General features: G+C 33.3%; 30 protein-coding genes. 17 read left to right on the top strand and 13 right to left on the bottom strand.

Annotated features, from left to right (window positions below):
• Positions 1–24 precede the first annotated feature (24 nt).
• Positions 25–885, top strand: a complete 861-nt coding sequence (locus OZP06_RS06115) for a hypothetical protein (protein ID WP_281324363.1) — start codon at positions 25–27, stop codon at positions 883–885.
• Positions 845–3,106: a hypothetical protein gene (locus OZP06_RS06110; protein WP_281324362.1), complete on the top strand. Its 2,262-nt coding sequence runs from the start codon at positions 845–847 to the stop codon at positions 3,104–3,106. Before OZP06_RS06115 ends, OZP06_RS06110 begins: the two co-directional genes overlap by 41 nt.
• Positions 3,107–3,374: 268 nt before the next feature.
• Here the strand turns inward: OZP06_RS06110 and OZP06_RS06105 are convergent, their stop codons facing one another.
• Entirely contained in the window at positions 3,375–4,058 is a 684-nt protein-coding gene (locus tag OZP06_RS06105; protein WP_281324361.1) for a ComF family protein, read from the bottom strand.
• Between the two features lie 96 nt (positions 4,059–4,154).
• Here OZP06_RS06105 and OZP06_RS06100 point away from each other — a divergent pair, with 96 nt between their 5' ends.
• From OZP06_RS06100 to OZP06_RS06080, 5 genes are all read left to right on the top strand, one after another.
• Entirely contained in the window at positions 4,155–5,696 is a 1,542-nt protein-coding gene (locus OZP06_RS06100) for a glycine--tRNA ligase (protein WP_269224107.1), read from the top strand.
• A 299-nt stretch (positions 5,697–5,995) separates the two neighbouring features.
• Positions 5,996–6,805 (top strand): LytTR family DNA-binding domain-containing protein, encoded by an 810-nt coding sequence (locus tag OZP06_RS06095; protein ID WP_269224106.1) that lies wholly within the window; start codon positions 5,996–5,998, stop codon positions 6,803–6,805.
• Positions 6,806–6,979: 174 nt separating this feature from the next.
• Positions 6,980–7,240, top strand: coding sequence for a hypothetical protein (locus OZP06_RS06090; RefSeq protein WP_269224105.1), 261 nt, complete (start codon positions 6,980–6,982; stop codon positions 7,238–7,240).
• Positions 7,241–7,338: 98 nt separating this feature from the next.
• A complete protein-coding gene (locus tag OZP06_RS06085; protein ID WP_348651441.1) occupies positions 7,339–9,369 on the top strand; it encodes a sensor histidine kinase in 2,031 nt (676 codons plus the stop codon).
• Positions 9,370–9,382: 13 nt separating this feature from the next.
• Positions 9,383–10,078, top strand: coding sequence for a response regulator (locus OZP06_RS06080; RefSeq protein ID WP_281324359.1), 696 nt, complete (start codon positions 9,383–9,385; stop codon positions 10,076–10,078).
• A gap of 67 nt (positions 10,079–10,145) precedes the next feature.
• Here the strand turns inward: OZP06_RS06080 and thiL are convergent, their stop codons facing one another.
• The 7 genes from thiL to pdxA all read right to left on the bottom strand — a co-directional run bounded on the left by thiL (position 10,146) and on the right by pdxA (position 16,656).
• Entirely contained in the window at positions 10,146–11,192 is a 1,047-nt protein-coding gene (thiL, locus tag OZP06_RS06075; RefSeq protein WP_269224102.1) for a thiamine-phosphate kinase, read from the bottom strand.
• Between the two features lie 365 nt (positions 11,193–11,557).
• Positions 11,558–12,904, bottom strand: a complete 1,347-nt coding sequence (gene accC / locus OZP06_RS06070) for an acetyl-CoA carboxylase biotin carboxylase subunit (RefSeq protein WP_269224101.1) — start codon at positions 12,902–12,904, stop codon at positions 11,558–11,560.
• A 188-nt stretch (positions 12,905–13,092) separates the two neighbouring features.
• On the bottom strand, positions 13,093–13,572 hold the full coding sequence (gene accB / locus OZP06_RS06065) for an acetyl-CoA carboxylase biotin carboxyl carrier protein (protein ID WP_269224100.1): 480 nt from the start codon (positions 13,570–13,572) through the stop codon (positions 13,093–13,095).
• Positions 13,573–13,594: 22 nt separating this feature from the next.
• Positions 13,595–14,593 (bottom strand): beta-ketoacyl-ACP synthase III, encoded by a 999-nt coding sequence (locus OZP06_RS06060; protein ID WP_269224099.1) that lies wholly within the window; start codon positions 14,591–14,593, stop codon positions 13,595–13,597.
• 173 nt (positions 14,594–14,766) lie between these two features.
• Positions 14,767–14,961, bottom strand: a complete 195-nt coding sequence (gene rpmF / locus OZP06_RS06055; RefSeq protein WP_022828950.1) for a 50S ribosomal protein L32 — start codon at positions 14,959–14,961, stop codon at positions 14,767–14,769.
• A 9-nt stretch (positions 14,962–14,970) separates the two neighbouring features.
• Positions 14,971–15,522 carry a DUF177 domain-containing protein gene (locus OZP06_RS06050; RefSeq protein ID WP_281324358.1) on the bottom strand — a complete coding sequence of 184 codons (552 nt, stop codon included), beginning with the start codon at positions 15,520–15,522 and terminating at the stop codon, positions 14,971–14,973.
• Between the two features lie 84 nt (positions 15,523–15,606).
• Positions 15,607–16,656, bottom strand: a complete 1,050-nt coding sequence (pdxA, locus tag OZP06_RS06045; RefSeq protein WP_269224559.1) for a 4-hydroxythreonine-4-phosphate dehydrogenase PdxA — start codon at positions 16,654–16,656, stop codon at positions 15,607–15,609.
• A 58-nt stretch (positions 16,657–16,714) separates the two neighbouring features.
• Here pdxA and OZP06_RS06040 point away from each other — a divergent pair, with 58 nt between their 5' ends.
• A complete protein-coding gene (locus tag OZP06_RS06040) occupies positions 16,715–17,302 on the top strand; it encodes a riboflavin synthase (protein ID WP_269224097.1) in 588 nt (195 codons plus the stop codon).
• Between the two features lie 34 nt (positions 17,303–17,336).
• Here the strand turns inward: OZP06_RS06040 and OZP06_RS06035 are convergent, their stop codons facing one another.
• On the bottom strand, positions 17,337–17,546 hold the full coding sequence (locus OZP06_RS06035; RefSeq protein ID WP_269224096.1) for a FeoB-associated Cys-rich membrane protein: 210 nt from the start codon (positions 17,544–17,546) through the stop codon (positions 17,337–17,339).
• A gap of 386 nt (positions 17,547–17,932) precedes the next feature.
• Positions 17,933–18,433 carry a DUF456 domain-containing protein gene (locus tag OZP06_RS06030; RefSeq protein WP_269224095.1) on the bottom strand — a complete coding sequence of 167 codons (501 nt, stop codon included), beginning with the start codon at positions 18,431–18,433 and terminating at the stop codon, positions 17,933–17,935.
• A gap of 112 nt (positions 18,434–18,545) precedes the next feature.
• On the opposite strand from OZP06_RS06030, the gene OZP06_RS06025 reads away from it, so the two are divergent.
• On the top strand, positions 18,546–19,022 hold the full coding sequence (locus OZP06_RS06025; RefSeq protein WP_269224094.1) for a hypothetical protein: 477 nt from the start codon (positions 18,546–18,548) through the stop codon (positions 19,020–19,022).
• Between the two features lie 112 nt (positions 19,023–19,134).
• On the opposite strand, the gene OZP06_RS06020 is transcribed toward OZP06_RS06025, so the two are convergent.
• Both OZP06_RS06020 and OZP06_RS06015 read right to left on the bottom strand, forming a co-directional pair.
• Positions 19,135–20,232 (bottom strand): glycosyltransferase, encoded by a 1,098-nt coding sequence (locus OZP06_RS06020; RefSeq protein WP_269224093.1) that lies wholly within the window; start codon positions 20,230–20,232, stop codon positions 19,135–19,137.
• Positions 20,229–21,206 carry a lysylphosphatidylglycerol synthase domain-containing protein gene (locus OZP06_RS06015; RefSeq protein WP_281324357.1) on the bottom strand — a complete coding sequence of 326 codons (978 nt, stop codon included), beginning with the start codon at positions 21,204–21,206 and terminating at the stop codon, positions 20,229–20,231. The genes OZP06_RS06020 and OZP06_RS06015 overlap by 4 nt, the downstream gene beginning before the upstream one ends.
• Before the next feature lie 162 nt (positions 21,207–21,368).
• Between OZP06_RS06015 and OZP06_RS06010 the strand changes: the two genes are divergently transcribed.
• The 3 genes from OZP06_RS06010 to OZP06_RS06000 all read left to right on the top strand — a co-directional run bounded on the left by OZP06_RS06010 (position 21,369) and on the right by OZP06_RS06000 (position 22,846).
• On the top strand, positions 21,369–21,791 hold the full coding sequence (locus tag OZP06_RS06010; RefSeq protein WP_269224092.1) for a DUF1003 domain-containing protein: 423 nt from the start codon (positions 21,369–21,371) through the stop codon (positions 21,789–21,791).
• Positions 21,792–21,823: 32 nt separating this feature from the next.
• Entirely contained in the window at positions 21,824–22,378 is a 555-nt protein-coding gene (gene ruvC / locus OZP06_RS06005) for a crossover junction endodeoxyribonuclease RuvC (protein ID WP_269224091.1), read from the top strand.
• 96 nt (positions 22,379–22,474) lie between these two features.
• The gene (locus tag OZP06_RS06000) at positions 22,475–22,846 is read left to right on the top strand and encodes a four helix bundle protein (protein WP_269224090.1); all 372 of its coding nucleotides are present in this window, start codon (positions 22,475–22,477) and stop codon (positions 22,844–22,846) included.
• A 44-nt stretch (positions 22,847–22,890) separates the two neighbouring features.
• Here OZP06_RS06000 and OZP06_RS05995 read toward each other — a convergent pair whose 3' ends face one another.
• Positions 22,891–23,016: a hypothetical protein gene (locus OZP06_RS05995; RefSeq protein WP_269224637.1), complete on the bottom strand. Its 126-nt coding sequence runs from the start codon at positions 23,014–23,016 to the stop codon at positions 22,891–22,893.
• Between OZP06_RS05995 and hemW the strand changes: the two genes are divergently transcribed.
• From hemW to OZP06_RS05970, 5 genes are all read left to right on the top strand, one after another.
• Positions 22,969–24,141: a radical SAM family heme chaperone HemW gene (gene hemW, locus OZP06_RS05990; RefSeq protein ID WP_269224089.1), complete on the top strand. Its 1,173-nt coding sequence runs from the start codon at positions 22,969–22,971 to the stop codon at positions 24,139–24,141. The genes OZP06_RS05995 and hemW overlap by 48 nt on opposite strands.
• Positions 24,142–24,289: 148 nt before the next feature.
• Positions 24,290–24,667 carry a GxxExxY protein gene (locus OZP06_RS05985; protein WP_269224088.1) on the top strand — a complete coding sequence of 126 codons (378 nt, stop codon included), beginning with the start codon at positions 24,290–24,292 and terminating at the stop codon, positions 24,665–24,667.
• 60 nt (positions 24,668–24,727) lie between these two features.
• Positions 24,728–25,480, top strand: coding sequence for a cyclase family protein (locus OZP06_RS05980; protein WP_269224087.1), 753 nt, complete (start codon positions 24,728–24,730; stop codon positions 25,478–25,480).
• Positions 25,477–25,875: a GNAT family N-acetyltransferase gene (locus OZP06_RS05975; protein ID WP_269224086.1), complete on the top strand. Its 399-nt coding sequence runs from the start codon at positions 25,477–25,479 to the stop codon at positions 25,873–25,875. Before OZP06_RS05980 ends, OZP06_RS05975 begins: the two co-directional genes overlap by 4 nt.
• The gene (locus OZP06_RS05970) at positions 25,875–26,225 is read left to right on the top strand and encodes a DUF4260 domain-containing protein (protein WP_281324510.1); all 351 of its coding nucleotides are present in this window, start codon (positions 25,875–25,877) and stop codon (positions 26,223–26,225) included. Before OZP06_RS05975 ends, OZP06_RS05970 begins: the two co-directional genes overlap by 1 nt.
• Positions 26,226–26,227: the final 2 nt, after the last annotated feature.

Raw genomic sequence — 26,227 nt, 5'->3', positions numbered from 1 at the left:
AAAAATACCCTGATATCAAACAAAGTGCAGCGAGTTTATATTAGATATTTTGATGTCGACTTAAATCCAAAAACACAAAATCCGTATCCTAAAAGTCCAATTCGTTTTGAGGATTCAACTCTTAATTTTGAAATCGTACCTGTAGTATATATCAAAAATAAAGTAATGCTTGATAAAAAAGTAGATCTTTTGGATTTGGCACAAAAAACAAACCATTTTATCCAACAAATCAATACTAAAAACAATATCAGCATTGAAGAAATTCAAATAGATTGCGATTGGACTTTGAGAAGTAAAGATAATTATCTGCGATTTATTCAAATTTTTAAAAAAATTTCAAGCAAGCAACTCTCCGCAACGATACGACTTCATCAAATAAAATATTTCAAGAAAACAAAAATCCCTGCTGTAGATCGGGGTGTTTTAATGTACTATAATATGGGCAAAATTGCTCCAGATTCCCTAAATTCAATTTACGATCGCAACATAGCCAAACGTTATTTAGCAAGTCTAAAAAATTATCCACTACCAATAAATATTGCATTGCCAATCTATTCTTGGGGTATACATATTAGAGACAGAAAAATAATTGGTTTAAGAAATAAAATTGATGTTAATAATTTAAAAAATAACAGTAGTTTTGTTCTTACAAATAAAAATTGGTTTTTAGTTAAAAAAGCAACCTTTCAAAATGGTATTTATTACAAAGAAAAGGACCAATTAAAAATAGAAACCATTTCAGAGTCTGATTTGTTTGAAATGGGAAATGATCTTAAAAAACACACAAATCAAAATCCAAAAGAAATTATCTTTTACGATTTAGATGAATTTAATTTAAAAAACTATGATGCAGCCATTTTTAAAAAAGTTATTGATTGCTTTTAGCACCATTTCTCTTTTGGTTTACGGTACCATTTATGCCTGTTCAGATGGTGATTGGGGGTGGTCTTTTGATTCCAACTTTGCTCCAGAAACTTTTGTAGATAAATCGTATTCTCCTTTGTTTTTGTCTACCGATTTCTTTTATGAAATAGGGTATGATACCGAACATCGCACCCGTTTCAACTCAGATAATATCAAAGACTGGAATACGTATCTTGAAGGGAAAATAAAAGAAAAAGAGCTGACTTTTTTCTTAACCGATTCCAGTAGTGCTGATGTGGCCGATTTGATGGTATATTATAAAAAAGAGAAACCGAATAAAGTCTCTGAGAAATGGAATAAAAAATTCAAATTAAGTGAAGCAAAAATTAAAGATTTTTTCTTTTTTTTAAATGAAGCACAAATTATTGAAACCTATTCCACCCAGCAATATGATTCTTGGAATTATGATGAAACGGTAAAACCAGAAGTTTTATCCGATAGCAATTGGATTAAATCACTGGAAAAAAAATACAACGATACCAAAGATCCTTTTCTAAAAAACAGGTATTGGTTCCTTGTTATAAAAGCAAGTTTTTATAGTGATAGACAAGTAAATGGGGTGACATTTTTCAATCAAACTGAAAAGACAATGCCAAAAAACACCTTGTATTATAGAGCACTTGCTTATGTTGCCGGAATTGAATACAAACAAAAACACTATGCGAAATCCAATTATCTGTACAGCCAGGTTTTTGATAAATGTTCTGCAATGCGCGTAGTTTCAGCTTATTGTTTCCATCCTCAAGAAGAAAAAGACTGGAAACAATCCTTGGCGATGGCCAAAACGAATGACGAAAAAGCGGCGCTTTGGGCTATTCAAGGGTATTATAACGATGAAGAAAAAGCAATTAGTGAAATCTATAAATTACAACCCAAAAGTCAGCATCTCGACTATTTATTGACTCGATTAATAAACAATCAAGAAAATAAAATAGACCGTAATTTTAAAGACAAATCCGTTCTTGAAAATAAAAAAAGCAACAAAGACAGTATTAATAAAACGACAATTGATCTGGTTAATAAAGTAGCACAATCCGATAAAACGACAAAACCCTATTTGTGGAATGTAGCAGCTGCTTACCTTGAAACCTTAAATGGAAACTTCAAACAAGCCGACAAAAATTTTGACAAAGCCGAAAGTAAGATGCCAAAAACTCCTCTGGCCATTGCTCAAGTTCGTTTGCTTCGTTTTGTAAATAACCTTAGCAAAATAGATCAATTGAATCCTGAAAATGAAAAAACAATTCTAGCCGATTTGAATTGGTTGTATCTAGAATTGCCAAAAAGTACGATTGAGAATCTTAGATATGAAAATGCAACCGCTTGGAGCAAAAATTATTTAGCAGCGCTTTACCGCTCTCAAAAAAATAGTGTGATGAACGAAGTTTTCAATCATAATTCCAGTTTTTATGATTCAGAGCAGCAACTTTTAGATATGAAAGCATTTCTTTCTAAAGAAAATAAAACGAAAATTGAAAAAATTGGCGCTTCCATTTATGAAATAAAACTAGCCGATATAAATTATTTTCAAGGAGTCAAAGCAACTTTCGAGAACAAAATTCCGGAAGCCATTGCTTTTATGAAACAAGCAGAAGGAATTCAAACAACGGTTTTTTACGGGAATCCATTTTTAGGGAACATCAAAGATTGTCATGATTGTGACCATCAAGCTCCACAAAAAAAGAAATACAGCATGCTTGATTTTTTGACAATAATTCAAAAAATGCAAGACAATTTAGCCAAAAAAGTGGATGTTTACAACAGTAGTCTTTTACTTGGAAATGCTTTTTATAACATTACACATTTTGGTAACGGTCGCCTTTTCTATGAAGGAAAAATAGCAGGAGAAGGTTCAACTCCAGACTATTTTAGAGATCCTATTCGAGATATGATTATCAATAGTTCTTTGGCAAAAGCCTATTACGCAAAAGCTTTTCAAGCAACCAAAAACAACGAACAGAAAGCCAAAACCCAATACTTGTTAGCCAAATGTGAGCGCAATGATTATTACAACAAAAAATATTATTCACTGAATTTATCTACTTGGGACATTCAAGATGACCAAACCAATTTTATCGCTTGGCAAGGCTTCAAAAATCTAAAAGAAAATTATTCGAAAACTAAATATTATAAGGAAATTATCAATGAATGCGGGTATTTCAAGACCTATGCACGAAAATAGTTTTAAAATTATTGGGGCGTGCCACCATAAGGAAAAGTGGCCTAACTTAGAAACCGCTTATTCGGCCACTTTTCCTTATGCTGTCGGGCTGTTTGCGCTACTTCGGTAGCCAGCGTCCATCCCTCACGCATATTTACAAGGCCTTTTAGTCTAACCCAGATACAGTAGATTTCTAACGCTGAATATGGCTTTTATCTAGATATTTAATTTTTCTAACACATATTTCATCCCCTAACGGGCCTCCATGACTGGTTAAAAAAAAAGGAAATCAAGAATGTGCCATCGCCATACAAACAATACTAATTTTTGCTCCCGGAATTTTAAGCAATGCTTTTGAACAAGCTTCGAGCGTAGCGCCTGTGGTCAATACATCATCAATCAATAGATAATGTTTGTTCCAGTCTTCTTCACAGAAATCAACATCAAAAACCGTTTCAATTCCTTCGATTCTCCCCAAAAGATTCTTTTTTGATTGCGTTTTTGAATATACTTTTCGCATTAGAATGGAATCGTTCAACGGAATTTTAAAATTTTCAGACAAAGCCAAACCAAAATTAGTGACTTGATTATAGCCCCTTTCTTTCATGCGTTTTTTATGCAATGGAACAGGAATGATACGATCCACATCCTTTATAATCGGATTGTCTTTTAGCTCGGAAGCGTACCATTCGCCCAAAACGGTTCCGATTTCTTCATGACCTTTGTATTTCAAATTATGTATGAGTTCTTGAACCATTCCCTTTTTATGAAAATACAACAATGCAGAAACATGTTCTACGGGAATTCGACCATAAAACTTTTTAAAGGCTTCATTTTCTGGATTCAAATGATGATTGGTCAAAGGCAATTCATGACGACATACGGTACAAATTACATTTTCATTTGTACCAATGAATGATTTGCAGCCGGCACAAACGGGCGGAAAAAACAGATTGATCAAGGAATTAAGCATATAAAAGTAGATTTATCCATAAAAATAAGAAAATCACCATTTCTAACTTCATTTTTTTTCTTTTATTAATTTCCCTTTTTATATTTTTGCACTATTATGGCAAAACAAGAAGATTTATTTAAGAATGTAGTTTCGCACGCAAAAGAGTACGGATTTATTTTTCCGTCAAGCGAAATATACGATGGTTTAAGTGCAGTCTATGATTATGCACAAAACGGAGTAGAATTAAAAAAGAACATACGCGAATATTGGTGGAAATCGATGGTTCAAATGAACGAAAACATCGTAGGACTAGACGCGGCTATATTGATGCACCCAACCACTTGGAAAGCATCGGGTCACGTGGATGCCTTTAACGATCCATTGATAGACAACAAAGATTCCAAAAGAAGATACAGAGCCGATGTCCTGATTGAAGATTATGCCGAAAAGCTAAATCTAAAAGCTATCAAAGAAATCGAAAAAGCGCGTGCTCGATTTGGGGATGCGTTCAACGAACAAGAGTTTGTGACCACCAACGCAAGAGTGATGGAATACAAAGCAAAAGAAAGACAAATTCTGGAAAGAATGGGTCGCTCTTTAGGAGCTGGTGATCTAGACGATGTAAAAGTATTAATCGAAGAACTGGAAATTGCTTGTCCAGAATCAGGTTCTAGAAATTGGACCGAAGTGCGTCAATTCAACTTGATGTTTGGTACTAAATTGGGTGCTTCTGCAGATACTGCAATGGATTTATACTTGCGTCCAGAAACAGCTCAAGGTATTTTTGTGAATTTCTTGAATGTTCAAAAATCAGGAAGAATGAAAATTCCTTTTGGTATCGCTCAAACTGGAAAAGCGTTTCGTAACGAAATTGTTGCCAGACAATTCATCTTCCGTATGCGTGAATTTGAGCAAATGGAAATGCAATTTTTTGTACGTCCAGGCGAAGAAATGCAATGGTACGAACACTGGAAAACCACTCGTTTGAACTGGCATTTATCCCTTGGTTTAGGAAAAGAAAATTACCGTTTTCACGATCATGAAAAACTAGCTCATTATGCCAATGCAGCGGCTGATATTGAGTTTAATTTTCCTTTTGGTTTCAAAGAATTGGAAGGAATTCACTCCAGAACTGACTTTGATTTAAAAGCGCACGAACAATTTTCGGGTAGAAAATTGCAATATTTTGATGCCGAATTGAATCAAAACTACGTTCCTTATGTGGTTGAAACTTCCGTAGGATTGGACAGAATGTTCTTGGCCGTTTTCGCTACTTCCTTAAAAGAAGAAACACTAGAAGATGGTTCAACAAGAACTGTATTAAAATTGCCAGCCGTTTTGGCTCCAACAAAAGCAGCTGTTTTACCATTGGTTAAAAAAGATGGATTACCTGAAATTTCCAAAAAAATCATTGATGATTTGAAATGGGATTTCAATGTTTCCTACGATGAAAAAGATGCAGTAGGAAGACGTTATAGAAGACAAGATGCTTTGGGAACTCCATTTTGTATCACTGTTGATCACCAAACAATAGAAGACCAAACGGTAACCATTCGTCATAGAGATACTATGAAACAAGACCGTGTCGCTATTGCCGACTTGAAATCAATCATTGAAAATGAGGTTTCTATGAAAAATTGGTTGATGAAAATGTAATTTTTTATTTAAAATAGATGAAAATGCTTCTCAGTTGGGAGGCATTTTTTTTTGCCTGAAATTTTAAAAAATAAGCTGATACAGTGATTGTTTGAATTTCTAAACCAATGCATATTAATTTTAAATTATTTTTATTAACCCATACTAAAAAAAACATAACTTTGAATGTTTTTCTTTAAAATTATATCGTAATTAGTGTGATTTTTGTTAATTAAATAGGATAGATATTATAAATGGTTATTTTGAATTTTAGAAAAAGTAAATAAGAGAACATAAAAATAAAGTATTCCAACGAAAAAATGAATTATACCTACATAATCATAGACGATGATCCAGAAAGTGCTTTGCGAACAAAGGCTATTGCCAGTGAGTTTTCCGAATTAAATTTTCTCGGTACTGCAGATAATTATGCAGACGGAGTAAATCTTATTTTAGAACACATGCCCAAACTGGTTTTCTTGGAAATAGATCCTATTAATAAAAATAGCAATTTATCCTTACAGTTAATCAATGGATTATTGATGTATTTAAAGGAGTTGCCTAAAATAGTAATTACAACCAAGAAAAAAGATTTTGCATTTGATTGCATCAAATATGAAGTTATAGATTATTTGCTAAAACCATTATTAGTAATCGATTTTGTAAAATTGATTCATAAATTAAATAAAATAAATACTGATGATGAAGTATTATTGGTGCAAAGTCCAAATGCAAAGGAAAGACTAGCGCTAGAGAATTTTGAAATAAAGAAAAATAAAAAATCATTTATATTATGTGTTAAATCATATGGCGATCATAGGTATATTGATTCGGATGACATTTGTTACTTTCAAGCAGATAATAATTCTACTGATATTCATTTAAAAAGTGGTGAGATGATAACAGCTTTCAAGACATTAAAGCATTTTGAAACTGTTTTGACAAATCCCTTTATCCGAATACACAATAGTTATATTGTCAATCGAAATTACATCTCAAGAATCCATACGGGAAACTCGTTATGTTATATAAAAAAAACCACTATAAAATTGCCTTTTTCAAAATCTTACAAAACCAATGTTGACTTTATAATAGCTGAATTTGCCAATGAAAATTATATCGAAACCTAATTAATTGTCATTTGCCCTGATTTGCTATCCATTCACTATCAAACGAATACCATTGACCATAAACGCCTTTTTTTGAATTGATTATCTCGGTTTACTGTTTAGTTTTACAAAAGAATTCCAACACAAATGGAATCAAAAAAGTAAAAAATAACAACAACATAAACCCCAGAAATCATGAAAAAAGCAACTTTAACAATCGGATTATTTACATTAGTATTGTCATTAACTTCATTTGCAAATCCTACAACAGCAACGGCCTCAAATCTTGAAAATACAGTTATAACTGATGTTGACGGAACGGGAACTCAAGATACTGGAGGAAATAAAAAAGTTGATTTTTTTGGTAATGTTTCTAAAATTGAGGCATCAAAAACTTTAGTTTCTATTGATGGTACCGGTACACAAAGTACTGGAGGAAACAAAAAAGTTGACTAACAATTAAATTATAATTTAAGATAAAGACTGTCATTTACTTGGCAGTCTTTTTTTATATGAAAAGTTTTAGTATTTTTGATATAATTCAAATTATACTATTGAAAAAACAATATTACATACTATTCCTTTTATTAGTTATTTTTATTAGTTGCACGAATAATAAAGTGGTCAAACAAAATTCAAATAGCAAAAATGATAGTCTTTCTGCCTATCTTACTTTGGCCAATGATGAAAATCTGTCTTTTACTTATAAAAAAAAATATACTCAAAAAGCATTAGCTATTATTCTAACTCAAAAAGATGACTCCATTAACAAAGTCAATCTTTTTAAAGTGGCCAATCGCTATTACAATATGAGCGAATGGAATGGCTATCGCGAAACTTCAAAGCTTATTTTGGAACGAACCAAAAATAGTAATGACTCTGCGAATATGGCTAAAGCATTTACCTATTTAGGGGATTATTATGTCGAAAAATCCATTTCGGATAGTGCTTTCTATTGTTATTTTAAAGCTGAAAGACTATATCTTAAACTCAATGCCAATTACAATTTAGGAAAAACATTAATAAGTAAAGCTAATTTACAATTCAATGAAAGTGATTATTTTAATAGCGAAATTGCTGTTTTTAAGGCATTACGTATATTAAAAGGTGAAAAGGCTAATGATTTACTTTATGAATCCTATAATCTTTTGGGGATTTTATATAACGAGCGAGAAGAATATGGTAGAGCTTTAGAATACCATAATAAAGCACTAGTCAGTATTGATGATAAATCTATTCCATCAGTATTCCAATCGAAAGCCTCTTCTTTCAACAATATGGGCTATGTTTACTTGAACTTAAAAAACTACAATCAAGCTAAAAATTATTTTGAAAAGGGACTGCAACAAGAACATTTATTTGTGGATAAGCCCAAACTATATGCGATGTTGTTGGATAATTTGGCTTATGCCAAATTTAAACTTAATGAATCTGAAGGTCTTCCTGATCAATTTTATCAAGCATTAAAAATTCGGGATAGTTTAAAAATTACATCTGGGATTATTGTAAGTAAAACTCGTTTGTCAGAATATTTCGCTTCTAAAAAGGATACCTTAAAAGCGGTTCAATATGCCAAACAAGCGCTATTACTTTCTCGTAGTACCAATCGCTTGAGAAGTATTTTGGAAGCGCTGAAACAAATGGAAGCGGTAGATCCCAAGAATGCTTCTACTTATTCCAAAGAATACATCCTTATTAATGATCGTTTGCAAAAAGCAGAACGTAAAATGGGGGAGAAGTTTTCTCGTATAGAATTTGAAACAGATGAAATAAAAGTTGAATACATTAATTTAGAGGGTCAAAACAAGACACTTTTATTGATTTTTGCTTCTTTTGTGATCTTAGCGGTATTATTATATACCATTAAATTACAAAAAGTTAAACAACGCGAATTATTATTTAAGCAACAGCAGCAACAAGCCAATGCCGAGATATATAATTTATTAATCAATCAGCAAAACACAATTGAAATCAATAATATAAAAGAAAAAAAAAGAGTAGCAAGAGAATTACACGATGGTGTTTTAGGAAGAATGTTTGGAGTTCGAATTAATCTAGACAGTTTAAATAAAATTAAAGACGATTCTGGAGTAGAAAGGCGATTGAATTATTTGACAGAACTTAAAAATATTGAACAAGATATTCGTGAAATTTCACATAACTTGAATAGAGAAAAATCAGAATTAATTAATAACTTCGTTGCTATAGTCGCTAACTTATTTGAAGAACAAAAAAAGACATATGCTTCAAAGTTTCTTGCTCACATAGACGCTGCAATTAAGTGGGAGTTTATCGATAACACTATAAAAATCAACATTTACAGAATTATTCAAGAATCTCTTCAAAATTGTAATAAATATTCTAAGGCTACAAAAATTAAAGTAGAATTTAGAAAGCAGGAAGATAATATAGTATTAAAAATAAGTGATGATGGAATTGGGTTTAATGTTTTACGTGCAAAAAAAGGTATTGGTCTTCAAAATATAAAAACAAGAACTATAGAATGTAATGGGACTCTAGATATTAAATCAAAAAAAGGAGAAGGCACGACCTTAACAATAGTAATACCAATTAAAAAAATATAAAACCTACAATATAATGATAGAGGATATTAAAGTGGAAAGATTAATTAAAAAAAATATTTTAATAGTTGACGACCATCCCTTTATAATTGACGGATATAAAAACGCAATCACCCGATATAAGCCGAATCTTTATGAATATTCATTTTCGCAAGGTAAAGATTGTAAAACAGGTTACACTATTATAACAGATCCTGACACCTTACCTTTTGATGTTGCTTTTTTAGATATAAGCATGCCAGTATATGAAGAAGAAGGCATTTATTCAGGTGAAGATTTAGCCAAATTGATCATGGAATTAATGCCTGATTGCAAAATTATCTTGCTTACCATGTTTAATGAGTTGCTGAAAATTAAAAACATTATTGATACCATAAATCCATCAGGATTGGTAATAAAAAGTGATTTAACCTTTGATGAATTGCTTTTTGGTTTTGATATTATTTTGAAAGACGAAATTTATTACAGTCACTCCGTAATTAAAATGGCCAATCAAGATATTACTGATGTTGAAGGAATTGATCAATTTGATAAGTTAATTCTTTTTCATATTTCTAAAGGAACCAAAACCAAAGACATCCCGCAATATATTCCCATATCCTTGCAAGCAATTGAAAGGCGGAAAGTAAATCTTAAAGAACTTTTTAAGATTGAAGAAGGTAGCGATATCGATTTGATTCAGGAAGCAAAAGTTAGAGGAATCATTTTTTAATACTTATATTGAACAAAAAACGACACTATTTTAGTGTCGTTTTTTGTTGATTAGAATGTGAATTAATCTATTCGCTTATGGCATCCCAGCCTCTGGCTTTTAAAGGTATTTTGGTATTGGCGCGTGTTATCAGATGTATGCCTTCACTTTCTTGAGTCATATGCCCAATAATGCTGAAATTTGGATTCCCTTTTATTTTTTCGAAATCTTCCATAGCAATTGTAAATAGTAATTCATAATCCTCACCGCCATTTATTGCAACTGTAGTACTATCAATATCAAATTCCTCGCAAACATTTATGAATTGTGGATCAATCGGTAATTTATCCTCATATAAATTACATCCAACATTTGATTGTTTACATATATGTATAATTTCAGACGATAAGCCATCGGATATGTCGATCATTGATGTGGGTTTTATTTCTAGCGCGTGCAATAAAGTTCGAACGTCTTTTCTAGCTTCTGGTTTTAATTGACGCTCAATAAGGTAGGTGTAAGCATCCAAGTCAGGTTGTGAATTGGGGTTTACTTGAAATACTTGCTTTTCTCTTTCTAATACTTGTAATCCCATATAGGCCGCGCCAATATCACCAGTGACTACTAAAAGATCGCTTTGTTTGGCTCCATTTCTATACACGATTTCGTTTTCATCCGCCTCGCCAATGGCAGTGATACTGATGATTAATCCTTTTTGTGAAGAGGTTGTGTCTCCTCCAATTACATCAACTTTGTATTCTTGTGCTGCGTGTGTAATTCCTGCAAATAATTCTTCTAATGCTTCTAGAGGGAAACGATTGGAAACAGCAATAGAAACTGTAATTTGAGTTGGTTTAGCATTCATCGCACAAATATCCGAAACATTGACAACTACCGCTTTATACCCTAAATGCTTTAGAGGCATATAAGATAAATCAAAATGCACACCTTCTATCAATAAATCTGTTGAAATGACTACTTTTTTATCTTTGAAATCCAATACTGCGGCATCATCTCCGATCCCTTTTAGTGTTGAAGGTTGGTTGATTTCGAAGTTTTTTGTTAAATGGTCTATTAGACCAAACTCGCCTAATTGGGCTATACTGGTGCGTTGTGGAGTTTTATCTTCAATCATTATGTTTGTATATTTTTTGTTTTTACAAGAAAGCAAAGGTACGAAGTTGATTATGTATTAGCTATAAATATATAGGAAAGGGAATTGTTGGTGAAAAAAATATTTAGTTTAATGGTAGAATTAATGGTCTACGGAAAGTTGGATATGTTGTTTATTCGAATGGTTTTGCGAGCGCGTGAGGGATGGGCTAAGCTACCGAAGTAGCAGCAACAGCCCGACAGCATAAAGAGAAGTGGCCGAATAAGCGGTGTATATGTTGGGCCACTTCTCTTTATGGTGGCACGCCCAACTATTTTTTATACTTGATATTTGAAATATTTTGTTTAAAAAAAATCCCATTCATTGTAAGAATGGGATTTAATTTTTTATTCTGGATCATTCATTTTGAAAGTATCCATGAAGGCAGTGGTGTACTCTCCTGCGATGTATCTAGGTTCATCCATTAATTGTCTGTGAAATGGAATGGTTGTTTTTATACCTTCGATTACAAATTCGTCTAAAGCTCTTCTCATTTTACTAATAGCTTCTTCACGAGTTTGTGCTGTAGTAATTAATTTGGCAATCATAGAATCGTAATTTGGTGGAATCGTATATCCAGAATACACATGGGTATCTAGACGTACACCGTGTCCGCCTGGCATATGAAGTGTAGTGATTTTTCCTGGTGAAGGTCTGAAGTCGTTGTAAGGATCTTCGGCATTGATACGACATTCAATAGCATGTAATTGTGGTAAGTAATTTTTACCTGAAATTGGCACGCCAGCAGCAACTAAAATTTGCTCTCTAATTAAATCGTAATCAACTACTTGTTCAGTAATAGGGTGCTCTACTTGGATACGAGTGTTCATTTCCATGAAGTAAAAGTTTCTGTGTTTGTCTACTAAAAACTCAACAGTTCCTGCACCTTCGTATTTTATATATTCTGCTGCTTTTACAGCTGCTTCACCCATTTTGGCACGTAACTCGTCGGTCATAAATGGAGAAGGAGTTTCTTCGGTCAATTTTTGATGGCGACGTTGTACCGAACAATCTCTTTCTGAAAGGTGGCAGGCTTTACCGTAAGAATCACCAACAACTTGGATTTCGATATGACGAGGTTCTTCAATAAGTTTTTCAAGATACATTCCGTCGTTTCCAAAAGCAGCCGCAGATTCTTGACGTGCACCTTCCCATGCTTTTAGTAAATCTTCTGGAGCCCAAACAGCTCTCATTCCTTTACCTCCACCACCAGCAGTGGCTTTTAACATTACAGGATATCCAAATTTATTGGCTAATTCTGCTGCTTGTTCGAATGATTCCAAAATCCCAACTGAACCTGGTACACAAGGTACTCCTGCTTCAATCATAGTGGCTTTTGCGGAAGCTTTATCTCCCATTCTGTCAATCATTTCTGGAGAAGCACCAATGAATTTTATGTTGTGTTCTTGGCAAATTTTAGAAAATTTAGCATTTTCTGAAAGAAACCCGTAACCTGGATGTATTGCATCTGCATTTGTAATTTCTGCAGCTGCAATAATATTAGACATCTTTAAATAAGATAAATTACTAGGAGGAGGTCCTATGCAAACAGCTTCGTCAGCAAATTTAACGTGTAAGCTTTCAGCATCTGCAGTAGAATAAACCGCTACTGTCTTGATACCCATCTCTCTACAAGTACGGATAACACGAAGCGCTATCTCTCCTCTATTGGCTATTAGTATTTTTTTAAACATATTTTTTAAAATTAGATAATTAGACGGTTTAGAGAATTAGACAAACCGATTATAGAAAAATGAAAAATAGATTCATAGTATAAGTGAAATTTATTTTCAAAAATGACAACTACATAAAACCTAAAACACTATTTCAGATTTAAAAACCTGAAATCTATAATCTGAAATCTATAATCTAAAATCTAAAATTAAGAAGGGTCTACTAAGAATAAAGGTTGGTCAAATTCAACAGGAGACATATCATCTACTAATATTTTTACAATTTTACCAGATATTTCAGATTCAATTTCGTTGAATAATTTCATGGCTTCAATAACACAAAGAACATCTCCTTTTGCAATAGATTTACCAACTTCTACAAACATTGGTTTGTCTGGAGACGGTTTTCTATAAAAAGTACCAATGATTGGTGATTTTATTGTAATATAATGTGCGTTTTCTACAACAGCAACTTCTGGAGTAGCTGCAACTGGAGCAATTTGTTGTGGAGCAGCAGCTTGTGGAAGTGCATTTTGAGAAGGTAGCTGTTGAACATATGTTGTTTCGGTTACACTTCCTTCTAAAGTAGTTCTGATGGTGATTTTAACATCATCCATTTCTAATTTAACTTCTGCAACACCTGAATTTGCTACAAATTTGATTAGATTTTGAATTTCTTTTAAATCCATAATTATTTCTTTTTAGTTTAATTTATTTTTTATCGTAGGCCCAAGTTAAGTAAATAGATCCCCAAGTAAAGCCACCACCAAAAGCGGCAAAGATTATGGTATCTCCTTTTTTGAAAAGGTGTTCAAAATCATAAAGTACTAAAGGCAATGTTGCTGATGTAGTGTTTCCGTATCTTTCAATATTCATCAATACTTTGGCATCCTCTAAGTTCATTCTATGCGCTGTTGCATCAATAATACGCTTATTTGCTTGGTGTGGAACTAACCAATTTACATCTTCGTTGGTTAAATTATTTCTTTTGAGAATTAATTCGCTAGCATCGGCCATATTGGTAACTGCATATTTAAAAACGGTTTTTCCGTCTTGTATAATATTATGCATATTGTCATTTACAGTATCTAAACTCGTTGGAAGAAGTGAACCTCCAGCTGGAATTTTCAAGAAATCACGACCTACGCCATCGCTTCTTAAATATTCATCTTGTAAGCCATATCCTTCGTAATTTGGCTCAAACAATACTGCTCCAGCACCATCTCCAAAGATTATACATGTAGCTCTGTCTTTATAGTCGACTATTGAAGACATTTTATCAGCTCCAATTAGTAATACTTTTTTGTATCTTCCAGATTGAACATATGCGGCAGCTGTAGACATTCCGTAAAGAAAACTAGAACATGCAGCTTGTAAGTCGTAGGCAAAAGCATTGGTAGCTCCTATTGCGGTTGCTACATATACACCAGTAGAAGCTACTGGCATGTCTGAGGTTGCAGTTGCCATTAAAATTAAATCAATTTCAAGAGGGTCAATGTTTGCTTTTGCTATTAAATCTTGAGCAGCTTTTATTGCAAGAAATGAAGTTCCTTTATCACTATCTTTTAGTATTCTTCTTTCTTTAATTCCTGTGCGTGTGGTTATCCATTCGTCATTTGTATCGACCATTGTTTCTAATACTTTGTTTGAAAGAACAAAGTCGGGAACATAACCACCAACTGCGGTAATTGCGGCTGTAATTGTACTCATTATATGCGATTATTTATTGTCAAATGTTGCCATTTGCAAAATTTTTAAAAGACTTTAAAATTACAATAAAAAAACTAAACTAGCTGTTTTTAAGTTTTCTTATTTGGGGAAATTATAAACAACAAAAAAAACTCTCACGTAGTGAGAGTTCCAATATTATTTACAAAAACGTATTAAGCAAGAGCTACAGATTTATCTATAACAACTTGTCCTCTGTAATACATTTTTCCTTCATGCCAGTAGGCTCTGTGGTATAAATGCGCTTCTCCAGTGATAGGACATGTAGCGATTTGAGCTACAGTAGCTTTGTAATGTGTTCTTCTTTTGTCTCTTCTTGTTTTCGAGATTTTTCTCTTAGGATGTGCCATTTTACTATATTATTTATCCGTTAATAGTTGCTTTAATTTGTCCCAACGTGGGTCTATATTCTCTTCTTTTTTCTCTTCTTTTTTTTTCTTCTTTTGTTCTTCAATTGCTAATTCTTTCAGTTTTGTCAAAGCTTCTGTTTTTAAACTTCCATCTTTGATTCCTGGATGAACCCTTCGTAATGGAATTGAAAGAACGATCATCTCATAAATATATTGAGAGATGTCAATCTCAAATTCGCCAAACGGTACGATTAACAATTCCTCATTATCATTATTATAAGTATCTCCAAATCGAACAATTAATTTTAATTTCCCTTTTACGGGTAAATCAAAATCTTCACTTGTTAGATCACAAGGCACATTAACTGTTCCTTTATGTTTGAAATCAATTTCTAAAAGGTTGCTTTTTTTGTCTAAAACTACACTTACTCTGATATCTGAATTTTGAAATTCATTATAATCAAAGATTTCAAAGAACGCGTTATTTATTTGATACTCAAATTTGTGTTTTCCTAGCTTCAATCCTACGAAAGGAATTACATATTCTTTAGTCTTGCTCATTTCAACAACAATTTGCCCTAAACTTCGGGAGTGCAAAGATATAAAATAAATGGAAATCTAATAATGTTATTCACCTTTTTTTGTTTACAACTGTTTTTCTTTTGTTTTTAGAGGCTTTTGGCTGATTTCAGCATATTGATTTCTGGAATTATAGATATCAATTGCAAGATAAACCGCTTCTTTGAAAGAATTATAGTCGGCTTTATTTTTGCCAGCAATGTCATAAGCAGTTCCATGATCAGGAGAAGTCCTAATTTTATTTAGACCTGCTGTATAGTTTACGCCGTTTCCAAATGAAAGTGTTTTAAAAGGGATTAGCCCTTGATCGTGATACGTAGCGATAATGGCATCATATTTTTCATATTGATTGCTTCCAAAGAAACCGTCAGCGGCAAATGGGCCAAAAACTAAAGTGCCTTTTTCGAATAATTTTTTTAAAGCCGGCTTCAGTACAGCATCATCTTCGGTACCTATAACACCGCCATCTCCACAATGGGGATTTAAGCCTAAAACTGCAATTTTTGGTTTATTGATACTAAAATCTTGAATTAAGGTTTTCTTTATTGTTTCTATTTTCTTAAAAATCAACTCTTCAGTTAAATGAGAAGCTACTTCGTTAATAGGCACATGATCTGTCAATAAACCAACTCTTAAGTTGTCTTGAACCATTAACATTAAAGCATTGCCTTCCAATTCTTGATCCAAATAATCTGTGTGTCCAGGAAATTTAAACGTATCTGATTGAATGTTGTATTTGTTGATAGGAGCAGTTACCAAAACATCAATAGTTCCTTCCTTTAGTGCTTTAGTGGCTGCAATAAAGGACTTAATGGCATATTCCCCAACTTTTTCGTCATTTACTCCAAGATTTATATCAATCCCTTCTTTCCATAGATTAAAAACATTGACTTTGCCAACGACAATTTGATCTAATTTATCTATGCCATGAAGCGCAACAGTAGATTCAAAATTTTTTCTAATAAACGACAGTATCTTTACATTGGCAAAAATAACTGGGGTACAAAGTTCAAGCATACGAGAATCCTCGAATGTTTTTAGAACCACTTCGCTTCCAATACCGTTCAAATCTCCTATTGAAATCCCTACGATTATATTTTCTGCTTTTTTCATAATGTCCTTAAGTTATTTATTGCTATTTTTGAAGTGCAAATTTAGTAAAATAAAACAAGAAATGTTTACAGGAATTATTGAAACACTAGGAACTGTTCAAGAAGTTAAAAAAGAACAAGATAATCTCCATATTACTATCGATTCTTCCATCACTGAAGAATTAAAAGTAGATCAAAGTGTGGCGCATAATGGAATATGCTTAACCGTTGTTGCTATAGATAAGGATCTTTATACTGTTACTGCTATAGGAGAAACAATAAAGAAGACAAATATTTCAACTTGGGACGTAGGTGATAAAATTAATCTAGAACGAGCGATGAAATTAGGTGATCGATTAGACGGTCACATCGTACAAGGACATGTTGACCAAGTAGGGTCATGTGTTGCGGCAAATGAAACTAATGGGAGTTGGTTTTATACCTTTGAATACGATTCTTCATTACAAAATATTACTATTGAAAAGGGATCTATCACTGTAAATGGGGTTAGTTTGACAGTTGTGGATTCAGGTAAAAATAATTTCAGTGTTGCAATTATACCTTATACTTATGAGCACACCAATTTTCATACTTTTGTAGTTGGAACCAAAGTGAATTTGGAATTTGATGTAATTGGGAAGTATGTCTCTAGACTTTATAGTAACAAATAAATTACAGATAATGTCTGTATCAAAAAAGCGTCAATTAAATTGACGCTTTTTTGTTTTTTATGTGTTTGTAAATTGTATACAAGCCGTATAGAGTTACTATTGTTAATACAATTGTTAAATTCTCGTCTATTGGTAGATCTGGAGGTTTTCCTTTACCTGTTGGTGAAGGGGGATTTGGTCCAGCAAATCCAAACATACTGAACAGCAAAAGAATAAGTGTGCTAAAGGATTTTTTGAAGACCATATTTATAACTTATTGTAAAAACAGAAAATAAATTTATATTAATTCCAGAAGTAATTTAGTTTTTCTAAAAAAAACATTCTTTACTAATTTTAATGCGCAAACTTACAACTATTTTTTTTATAAGCTTAATTGAAAATAGCGTCAATCTGCATAATTTAACGCTTAAAATTTAACTTATTGCTATTTTTGTATGAAAAGTAAGGGTAATTTAAAAAATAGTATCTTTTTTAATACAAACCAAAAAGCGTAGAATTTCATAAATTCTTTTTTTGAATAGTATGATACCAGCGAAGAGGATTCAATTAAACCTCATGGTGTTAAAAATTAATATTGTTCTGTAAATTTGATTAAGGTGAAAATATCTGTTTTTTAAAGAAGTTATTTTTCTAAAACAATGCATTACTATTTTTCCACACAATCCAAAGAAACAATCCCAAATACATCATACAAACCACAAATTTCATAAAAGAAGAAGCCAGAAAGCCCAGAAGGGAGCCTGTTGCCGCTTTCAAAGCACGTTTGTGGTTTTTGTTGTCATATATAAGTTCTCCTATAAATGCACCAACAAACGGCCCGATAATAAAGCCCAAAGGAATTGGAGCAAAAATACCAATAATCAAACCAATATTGGTTCCCCAAATGCCATAGGAACTTCCGCCAAATTTTTTGGTTCCCTTGGCAGGAATGATATAATCCAAAACGGTAAGCACAATAGTAATCAACAAGGAAATGCCCAAAATCCAATAGTTGGCGGGAACAGCAGTTGTAAAATACAACAATACAATTCCAACCCAGCTTATGCTTGGTCCAGGCAGAACAGGCAAAAAACTCCCAAAAACACCTACAACAACACAAACAAAACCCAATAACAAAAGCAGGATATCCATAAAAATATTTTTAGTAATTTTGATGCCAATAATACAAGACCTTAATCATATACGAATATGAGGAAAATAATTGTATTTTTATAACATATTTGTCCCATTCAAAAAACAAACATTGAAGCAGTTTCCCTTTTTTATAGTCTTTATACTTTTTAATTCCTGTCAATATTTTGACAAGCAGGTTCCTTCCGAAAAGGAATTGCTGCAAAAGGAATTGAAGTCCATCAATTGGAAAGAGGTAGACGAATATCCATCGGTTGTCGATTGTGACAAAATCGAGGATAAAAAACAACGCCAACAATGTTTCTTTGAGGTTTTAACCCAGTTAATTCAAGAGAAATTGTGCAATGACACCTTAGCCATGCTTTATCCGGAGTTGGACACGATTGAAGTCAAAGTGACCGTTTTCCCGAATGCCACCATGAAATTTGAACCGCAATTCCCAAAAGATTCAGTGGCTTATGATAAAATAAAAATTGACAGTATCCTGAAAGCTCGTTTAGTCGATTTTCCTAAAATAAATCCAGCAATCAAAAGAGGATTACCCGTAAAAACCCAGTTTATACTTCCTGTAATTTTAAAGGTCGAGTAGTTTTTTAAGGAGCAATTTCCAGCTGTACACTATATCTGTTGCCCTGAACCCCAGGACAACAGGATGCCGTTTCCATCTGGGCTAGGGCATTCATTTTCATTACAAGATTTGTTTAAAACCGTCTTCCTTTCCATTCGTATTTTCCGAACAAGCAATACAAAGCCACAGCAGTGCTGAAAACGGGATACCACAAACTACTTAAAAGCAAATAATGGATTTTATGCTTAGTCAAGAATCTATTTGTTTGCTGAATCAGCACAGTGTCAATTCCAAATTTGATCAGGAAATAAAACACAGGAGAAAAATAGGGAAGAATTCCAAAAACGGTCAGCCCCAAACAACAAACCAACCCAAAATTCATCACAAACACAAGCAGTCCCAATCTTTTTCCAAAATCACTTTGGTACGAAGTAGTTTTGGATGCCCAGCGCACGCGTTGGTAAAACAATGATTTCCAGTTGTTCAAAGGTTTTGTAGTCACAATGGTATCTTTCGATTTTAAATACGCTACTTTTTCAGGGTATTTGGCAATTGCCTTTTGCAACAGAAAAACATCATCGCCACTGGCTATTGCAGAATTTCCATCGAAACCTTTTAACTTTTGAAAAAATGATTTGGTATAAGCAAAATTGGCGCCATTGCACATAAAACCCTTTTTAATTCCAAAACTTCCTATGGTAGCCCCTTGCAAACTCGCCAAATCCAATTGCTGAAAATGATGCAAAAACGAATTTTGGCAATCATAAGTAACTGCTCCAGCAATCATCGAAGCGTGATGCAACTGTATAAAATTATCCAAAGCCAGCAACCAATTTTTATGTACCACACAATCAGCATCAGTGGTGATGACCCATTCAGTTTTTACGATTTGCATAGCCGTTGTAATGGCATCTTTCTTTGGTGAATTTGAAATCCGAACATTATTAACAACCGAAACTTTAAACTTTAAACCTGAAACTTTAAACTCTTTATCCGATTGATCATCAACCAGAATCACTTCAAACAAATCCGTCGGATAATTCAATTGTGAAAAGCTTTCTAATAAAATGGGCAAATTTTCAGCTTCATTCCGAAAAGGAACAATAATGCTAAAGCTCGTTTTTGGCGGCAAGCCAATGTATTCGAATAAATTTATTTTGGTAAAACCATAAATGAGCCAACTTATAGTCAGCACATAAACGATTGCTATGCCTAGTAAAGCAAAAATCATTGTTTTTCTTTGAGATTAGCAATTGTCCCTTCGGGGGCGAGGGGGCTTTTGAAATTCAGCACATAATAGCTCCCAATCACCACCGGTAAAACTACATTCAAAAACCACATTAACGTAGTGACAAAAACCACTACCCATTCATTAACGCCCAATATTCCAAAGAAATAAACTGCCACACTTCCTTTTACAGCAAAATCCAAAAACTGGAATGTAGGCAAAGAAGAAGCTAGAAAGTAAACACTGGAAATGGCTGAGATGAGAATTAAATAAGGTAAATCAACATCAAAAGCCAAAAACAAAAAGTAGTATTGATGCGAGAAAACCAAATACCGTAAAATGGCCAAAAGGGTATTTTTTTGATGAATCGATTTTGGAATTTCGTTAATTTTATGAATCAGTTTTTCTATCGAATAGCCTTTGATTTTGATTTTTTTGACTGAAAATAAAACCACAAATAGGAATATCAGAATTCCGAAAAGTACAGCAACCGTTTTGGTCGTAATTACATTGTATTGTGCATTGAAATACAACAATCCAAAAATCCCAAAAACGACAGTTAAGATCATTTGTATTCCATTGCAAATCAAATTTAAAAACACGACTTTCTTGGCTTCTTTTTTGTCAAAATACAATGCTTTTCCGGCATATTCTCCAACGCCATTTGGAGTAAATAATCCTGCAGTCAAACCTGCCAAAACTTGCTTGGTGGCTTCTGCCAAAGAAATAGGATGGAGGTAGGAAACCAAATATTTCCATTTTAAAATTTCAAAGAAGCGGTTCAAGACACTCAAAAGCAGAATAAATCCAATTCCCAAAACAGACTGATTTTTATGAAACAATACCAAGAATTTTTGCCAGTCGAGTTTGTCATTGTTGGCCAATTGATTGTATATAAAATAAAAGGCACCACCTACAATCAAAAGTTTGACTAGAAGTACGAGGAATTGCTTAGTTTTGTGTGAAATTGAAATCATACCGCAAAGTAAAGGAAAATCGTCGTGAAAATGCTATTTCGCAAAGATTCGCAAAGACTCTTTATTTTGTTAGCGAATTCAAACTTCGCGAATGGCTGTGTGCACTTCGAGTATCTTTGTCTAATAACAGAAATGATTCAAATAAAACAAATTTTAAAAGAGATGAAGAATAACAAAACTTGGCACGAAAAACATATAGAAGCATTAAGTTTTGGCAGTCGTTTGGCTGATTCTGTTGCTAAAGGAATGGGGTCTTGGAAATTTATTATTATTCAAAGTGTTTTTGTAATAGTATGGATGGGATTAAACCTTCTCGCGTATATGAGTCATTGGGATGTCTATCCTTTTATTTTGCTGAATCTAGTTTTCTCCACTCAGGCGGCTTATGCAGCACCAATTATTATGATGTCGCAAAACAGACAAAGTGAAAGAGACCGAATTCAAGCGCAATCCGATTATCAAACCAATATAGATGCAAAATTGGAAATTGAAGCTTTGACCATTAAGTTGGATAAAATTGAAGCCGAAAAATTGGATAAGATAATTGCCATGTTGGAAGAGATGAAAAGCAATTCTAATAAATAAAAAATATCAGTACCACAATTTAAAAACAAAAGGTGACAAAAGAACGCATTATATTAGGAATTGACCCTGGAACCACGATTATGGGTTTTGGATTGATAAAAATTGTGAATAAGAAAATGGAATTTTTGCAACTTAACGAATTGCAATTGTCCAAATATGACAACCATTATCAGAAACTAAAAATAATATTTGAACGAACCATAGAATTAATAGAAACGCATCATCCAGACGAAATTGCGATTGAAGCTCCGTTCTTTGGCAAGAACGTACAATCGATGCTGAAGTTGGGTCGCGCGCAAGGTGTGGCAATGGCTGCGGGACTTTCCAGAGACATACCAATAACTGAATATGAACCCAAAAAAATAAAAATGGCCATCACCGGAAACGGAAATGCCAGCAAAGAACAAGTGGCCAAAATGCTTCAACAATTATTGGGACTGAAAGAATTACCTAAAAACTTGGATTCAACAGATGGCTTGGCAGCAGCTGTTTGCCATTTTTTTAATTCTGGGAAAGTGATCGGTGAAAAAAGCTATACAGGTTGGGATGCTTTTGTAAAACAGAATGAGGAAAGAGTTAAGAAATAGTGATCAGTGGTCAGTTTTTTAGTGATCAGTCGCAAAAAGTAATCAGTTTTCAGAAGTAGTGTTTAAAATAGAATATTCAATTTAAAAAATCCATATATGAGATTTCAGGATTTATTAGCTTTTAAAAAATCATTTTCGTTAGCAATGAAGATTTTTGAAATAACAAAAAGCTTTCCAAAAGAAGAGACCTATTCATTGACTGATCAAATTAGACGTTCATCCAGAAGTGTTCCTGTTACTATTGCCGAAGCGTATAGAAAAAGAATTTATCCAAGACATTTTCACAGTAAATTAACCGATTCTGACGGCGAAAACTCAGAAACACAAGTTTGGTTAGAATTTGCATTTGCGTGTAAATATATTTCAGAGACGATTTATCAAGAACTTATTTCGGAGAGTTTAGAAATCGGGAAACTCGTTAATTATATGATATTAAATCCAGAGAAGTTTGGAGTAAAGAAAGAGTAATTAGTGTTCAGTTTTTTTAGTATTCAGTAATAATCCGACGAAATTCAATAAGTCTGACCACTAAAAAACTGACCACTTATCCTAGACTGATCACTAAAAAACTGAACACTGAACACTACTAAATGAGCGGCATCTACATACACATACCCTTCTGCAAGCAGGCTTGTCATTACTGCGATTTTCATTTTTCGACTTCAATGAAGAAGAAAGAAGAGATGGTTTTGGCTATTGCCAAAGAATTGCAAATGCGCAAAACGGAATTTCAGGACGAACTTGTTGAAACGATTTACTTTGGTGGAGGAACACCTTCTGTATTGACCACAGAACAAATTGAATTTTTGATTGCCGAAGTTTACAATCATTATAGCGTTGTTGAAAATCCAGAAATTACCCTCGAAGCGAATCCAGATGATTTGACAAGTGAGCGAATTGTAGAATTGTCCAAAAGCCGAATCAACCGACTCAGTATAGGTATTCAATCTTTTTTTGAAGATGATTTGAAGATGATGAATCGTGCTCATAATTCGGTCGAAGCCAAAAAATGTTTGGAAGAAGCGACACACTATTTTGATAATATTTCCCTCGATTTAATTTATGGAATTCCAAGAATGAGCAATGAAAAATGGAAGCATAATATCGAAACTGCTTTGTCTTTTGGAATACCGCATATTTCCAGTTATGCCTTGACTGTCGAACCCAAAACGGCTTTGAATAAACTCATTCAAACTGGAAAAATAGCCAAACCCAATGACGAATCGGCTCAGGAACACTTTGCCATTTTGGTCGAAACATTGGAAGCGAATGATTTTATTCATTACGAATTGTCCAATTTTGGAAAAGAAAATTATTTTTCAAAGAATAATTCGGCCTATTGGTTGGGGAAAAAATATTTAGGAATTGGCCCATCAGCCCATAGTTATGACGGTGTTTCTCGAAGCTGGAATGTCTCGAATAATTCCTTGTATTTAAAATCCATACAGGAAGATAAATTACCCAATGAAATTGAGATTCTCTCCGTTGCCGACCGTTACAACGAATATATTATGACTGGTTTGCGAACGATCTGGGGTGTTTCTTTGGATAGAATTGAAACTGAATTCGGAAGTGATTATTTAGAGTATTTATACAAACAAGCGAAAAAATATCTAAACGATGATTTGCTTGAAATCGTCACTTCGAGTGATTCCGCTTTTGGGCGGAATAGTATCGAGAAGATTTTGAAACCAACTCCAAAAGGAAAATTTTTGACAGATGGAATTGCAAGTGATTTGTTTTATTTAAATTCGGAGGTTTAACCGCAAGGTTCGCAAAGTTTTACGCAAAGAACGCTATTTAAATATTTTTCTTATATTTATTTCCTTGAAAAGATTTAGGAGTCTAGCTTTGCAAACTTTGGTTAAAACTTTGAGCTCCTTGCGGTAAAAAAACCTTGCGGTAAAAATTATGACTGAAAATGAATTATCTAGAGTTGTTTTTGATTGTGCGCTAAAAGTACATCAAACTTTGGGTCCAGGACTTTTAGAAAGTGCTTATGAAGAATGTTTGTTTTATGAATTAAAAAAGACAGGATTAGAAATTCAAAAACAGAAACCTTTACCTTTAGTTTATGAAGAAGTTAAATTAGATGTGGGATATCGTCTAGATATTATAATAGAAAACAAATTAATTTTAGAAATAAAATCCATTGATGCTTTAAATGACATTCATTTTGCACAACTATTAACCTATTTGAAATTAACAGATTGTAAATTAGGTTTGCTTATAAATTTTAATGTTGTTTTAATAAAAAACGGAATTAAGAGAGTAGTAAATAATCTCTAGTTAAATAATAATTTCTTTGCGAACTTTGCGTAAAACTTTGCGGACCTTGCGGTTAAAATTATGATAGCAACCATCAACAACGAATTTAAAGTCGATCTATCAAAACCGATTGATATTTCGATTCCGTTAACTAATTCAGACGAGAATCCTATTGCTTGGTACATCGAAAAACCAGAAATAGAACCCGTTGTTTTTGGCGATTGGATAGGAAGCATAAAAGAAGGAGCCTCTACAAATTTCAATACCATTTCCTTCAATCCTCACGGTCATGGAACACACACAGAATGTCTGGGTCATATTACTCGAGAGTTTTACAGCATCAATCAATGTTTGAAACAGTTTTTCTTTTTGGCCGAACTGGTTTCAATTGTGCCGGAAATGCAAGCGGAAGACTGGGTGATCAGCAGAAATCAGGTTAAAAAAGCATTGGGCTTGAAAACTCCTGAAGCAATCATTATTCGAACATTACCCAATTTTAAAATAAAAAAATCACAGAAATATTCCAATACCAACCCGCCTTATTTGGCAGAAGATGCGGCGCTTTTTATTCGCGAAAACGGAATTAAACATTTGCTGATCGATTTACCGAGTGTGGACAAAGAACATGATGAAGGAAAATTATTGGCACACAAAGCATTTTGGAATGTAAAAGATGTCAACATTTTAAATGCTAGTGCGAGATTGGATTGCACGATTACCGAAATGATTTATGTCGCTGATGAAATAGAAGACGGCAGTTATTTGCTGAATTTGCAAATTGCTTCTTTCGAGAACGATGCGAGTCCGAGTAAACCTATTTTATACCAAATATGATACAAGTTTCCACCGATAAAAAGAAACTCGACGTTCCTTTTATTCAAAATTTTCTAAAAGATATTTATTGGGCTGCGGGCAGAACGATTGAAGAAGTGCAGAAAACAATTGACAGTTCCATTTGTTTCGGGATTTATTTGGATGAGCAACAAATTGGTTTTGCTCGGGTAATTACCGATTATGTGGTTTTTGCCTATGTGATGGATGTTTTTATTACTGAAGAGCACAGGGGAAAAGGATATTCGTCTATTTTGGTTTCGACAATGATGGAAGAACCTATTTTGCGAAATATTAAAATATGGAGATTGGCAACCAAAGATGCTCATTTTTTATATGAGAAATTTGGGTTCAAAGCTTTGGCATACCCAGAAAGAATGATGGAAAAAATAGTATGATGAAAACAATTATCAAACTCGAAGAATTAGGTTTATTTATACTCGGTATTTATTTTTTTAGCCAATTGAACTATGCTTGGTGGTGGTTTTTGGCACTAATTTTAGTTCCTGATTTCTCTATGATTGGCTATGTATTTGGAGATAAAGTTGGTGCTTTTTGTTATAATTTGGCTCATCATAGAGGCATTGCCATTGCGGTATATTTGATTGGAATTTATTTTTCTAATACTGCAATTCAGCTTTCAGGAGTAGTTTTATTTGCCCATTCGTCTATGGATAGATTGTTTGGTTATGGATTGAAATATGAATCGGGTTTTAAGTTTACCCATTTGGGCGAAATCGGAAAATAATT

This window comes from Flavobacterium sp. IMCC34518, assembly GCF_027111095.2.
Taxonomy (GTDB): Bacteria; Bacteroidota; Bacteroidia; order Flavobacteriales; family Flavobacteriaceae; genus Flavobacterium; species Flavobacterium praedii.
Note: the sequence above shows the minus strand (reverse complement) of the source record. Positions and strands in the feature narration are given on the sequence as shown.

Bases quoted from the DNA above. Each gene is read 5' to 3' on its own strand.
- OZP06_RS06040 (WP_269224097.1), top strand. From the start codon at position 16,715: ATGTTTACAGGAATTATTGAAACACTAGGAACTGTTCAAGAAGTTAAA.
- rpmF (WP_022828950.1), bottom strand. From the start codon at position 14,961: ATGGCACATCCTAAGAGAAAAATCTCGAAAACAAGAAGAGACAAAAGA.
- OZP06_RS06105 (WP_281324361.1), bottom strand. From the start codon at position 4,058: ATGCTTAATTCCTTGATCAATCTGTTTTTTCCGCCCGTTTGTGCCGGC.
- OZP06_RS06110 (WP_281324362.1), top strand. From the start codon at position 845: ATGATGCAGCCATTTTTAAAAAAGTTATTGATTGCTTTTAGCACCATT.
- OZP06_RS06010 (WP_269224092.1), top strand. From the start codon at position 21,369: ATGAAGAATAACAAAACTTGGCACGAAAAACATATAGAAGCATTAAGT.
- accB (WP_269224100.1), bottom strand. From the start codon at position 13,572: ATGGATTTAAAAGAAATTCAAAATCTAATCAAATTTGTAGCAAATTCA.
- OZP06_RS06100 (WP_269224107.1), top strand. From the start codon at position 4,155: ATGGCAAAACAAGAAGATTTATTTAAGAATGTAGTTTCGCACGCAAAA.
- OZP06_RS06095 (WP_269224106.1), top strand. From the start codon at position 5,996: ATGAATTATACCTACATAATCATAGACGATGATCCAGAAAGTGCTTTG.
- OZP06_RS06030 (WP_269224095.1), bottom strand. From the start codon at position 18,433: ATGGATATCCTGCTTTTGTTATTGGGTTTTGTTTGTGTTGTTGTAGGT.
- OZP06_RS05980 (WP_269224087.1), top strand. From the start codon at position 24,728: ATGATAGCAACCATCAACAACGAATTTAAAGTCGATCTATCAAAACCG.
- OZP06_RS06020 (WP_269224093.1), bottom strand. From the start codon at position 20,232: ATGATTTTTGCTTTACTAGGCATAGCAATCGTTTATGTGCTGACTATA.
- OZP06_RS06090 (WP_269224105.1), top strand. From the start codon at position 6,980: ATGAAAAAAGCAACTTTAACAATCGGATTATTTACATTAGTATTGTCA.
- OZP06_RS06000 (WP_269224090.1), top strand. From the start codon at position 22,475: ATGAGATTTCAGGATTTATTAGCTTTTAAAAAATCATTTTCGTTAGCA.
- OZP06_RS05975 (WP_269224086.1), top strand. From the start codon at position 25,477: ATGATACAAGTTTCCACCGATAAAAAGAAACTCGACGTTCCTTTTATT.
- thiL (WP_269224102.1), bottom strand. From the start codon at position 11,192: ATGATTGAAGATAAAACTCCACAACGCACCAGTATAGCCCAATTAGGC.
- OZP06_RS06050 (WP_281324358.1), bottom strand. From the start codon at position 15,522: ATGAGCAAGACTAAAGAATATGTAATTCCTTTCGTAGGATTGAAGCTA.
- OZP06_RS06035 (WP_269224096.1), bottom strand. From the start codon at position 17,546: ATGGTCTTCAAAAAATCCTTTAGCACACTTATTCTTTTGCTGTTCAGT.
- OZP06_RS05985 (WP_269224088.1), top strand. From the start codon at position 24,290: ATGACTGAAAATGAATTATCTAGAGTTGTTTTTGATTGTGCGCTAAAA.
- OZP06_RS06060 (WP_269224099.1), bottom strand. From the start codon at position 14,593: ATGAGTACAATTACAGCCGCAATTACCGCAGTTGGTGGTTATGTTCCC.
- hemW (WP_269224089.1), top strand. From the start codon at position 22,969: ATGAGCGGCATCTACATACACATACCCTTCTGCAAGCAGGCTTGTCAT.
- OZP06_RS05970 (WP_281324510.1), top strand. From the start codon at position 25,875: ATGAAAACAATTATCAAACTCGAAGAATTAGGTTTATTTATACTCGGT.
- OZP06_RS06015 (WP_281324357.1), bottom strand. From the start codon at position 21,206: ATGATTTCAATTTCACACAAAACTAAGCAATTCCTCGTACTTCTAGTC.
- OZP06_RS05995 (WP_269224637.1), bottom strand. From the start codon at position 23,016: ATGACAAGCCTGCTTGCAGAAGGGTATGTGTATGTAGATGCCGCTCAT.
- OZP06_RS06080 (WP_281324359.1), top strand. From the start codon at position 9,383: ATGATAGAGGATATTAAAGTGGAAAGATTAATTAAAAAAAATATTTTA.
- accC (WP_269224101.1), bottom strand. From the start codon at position 12,904: ATGTTTAAAAAAATACTAATAGCCAATAGAGGAGAGATAGCGCTTCGT.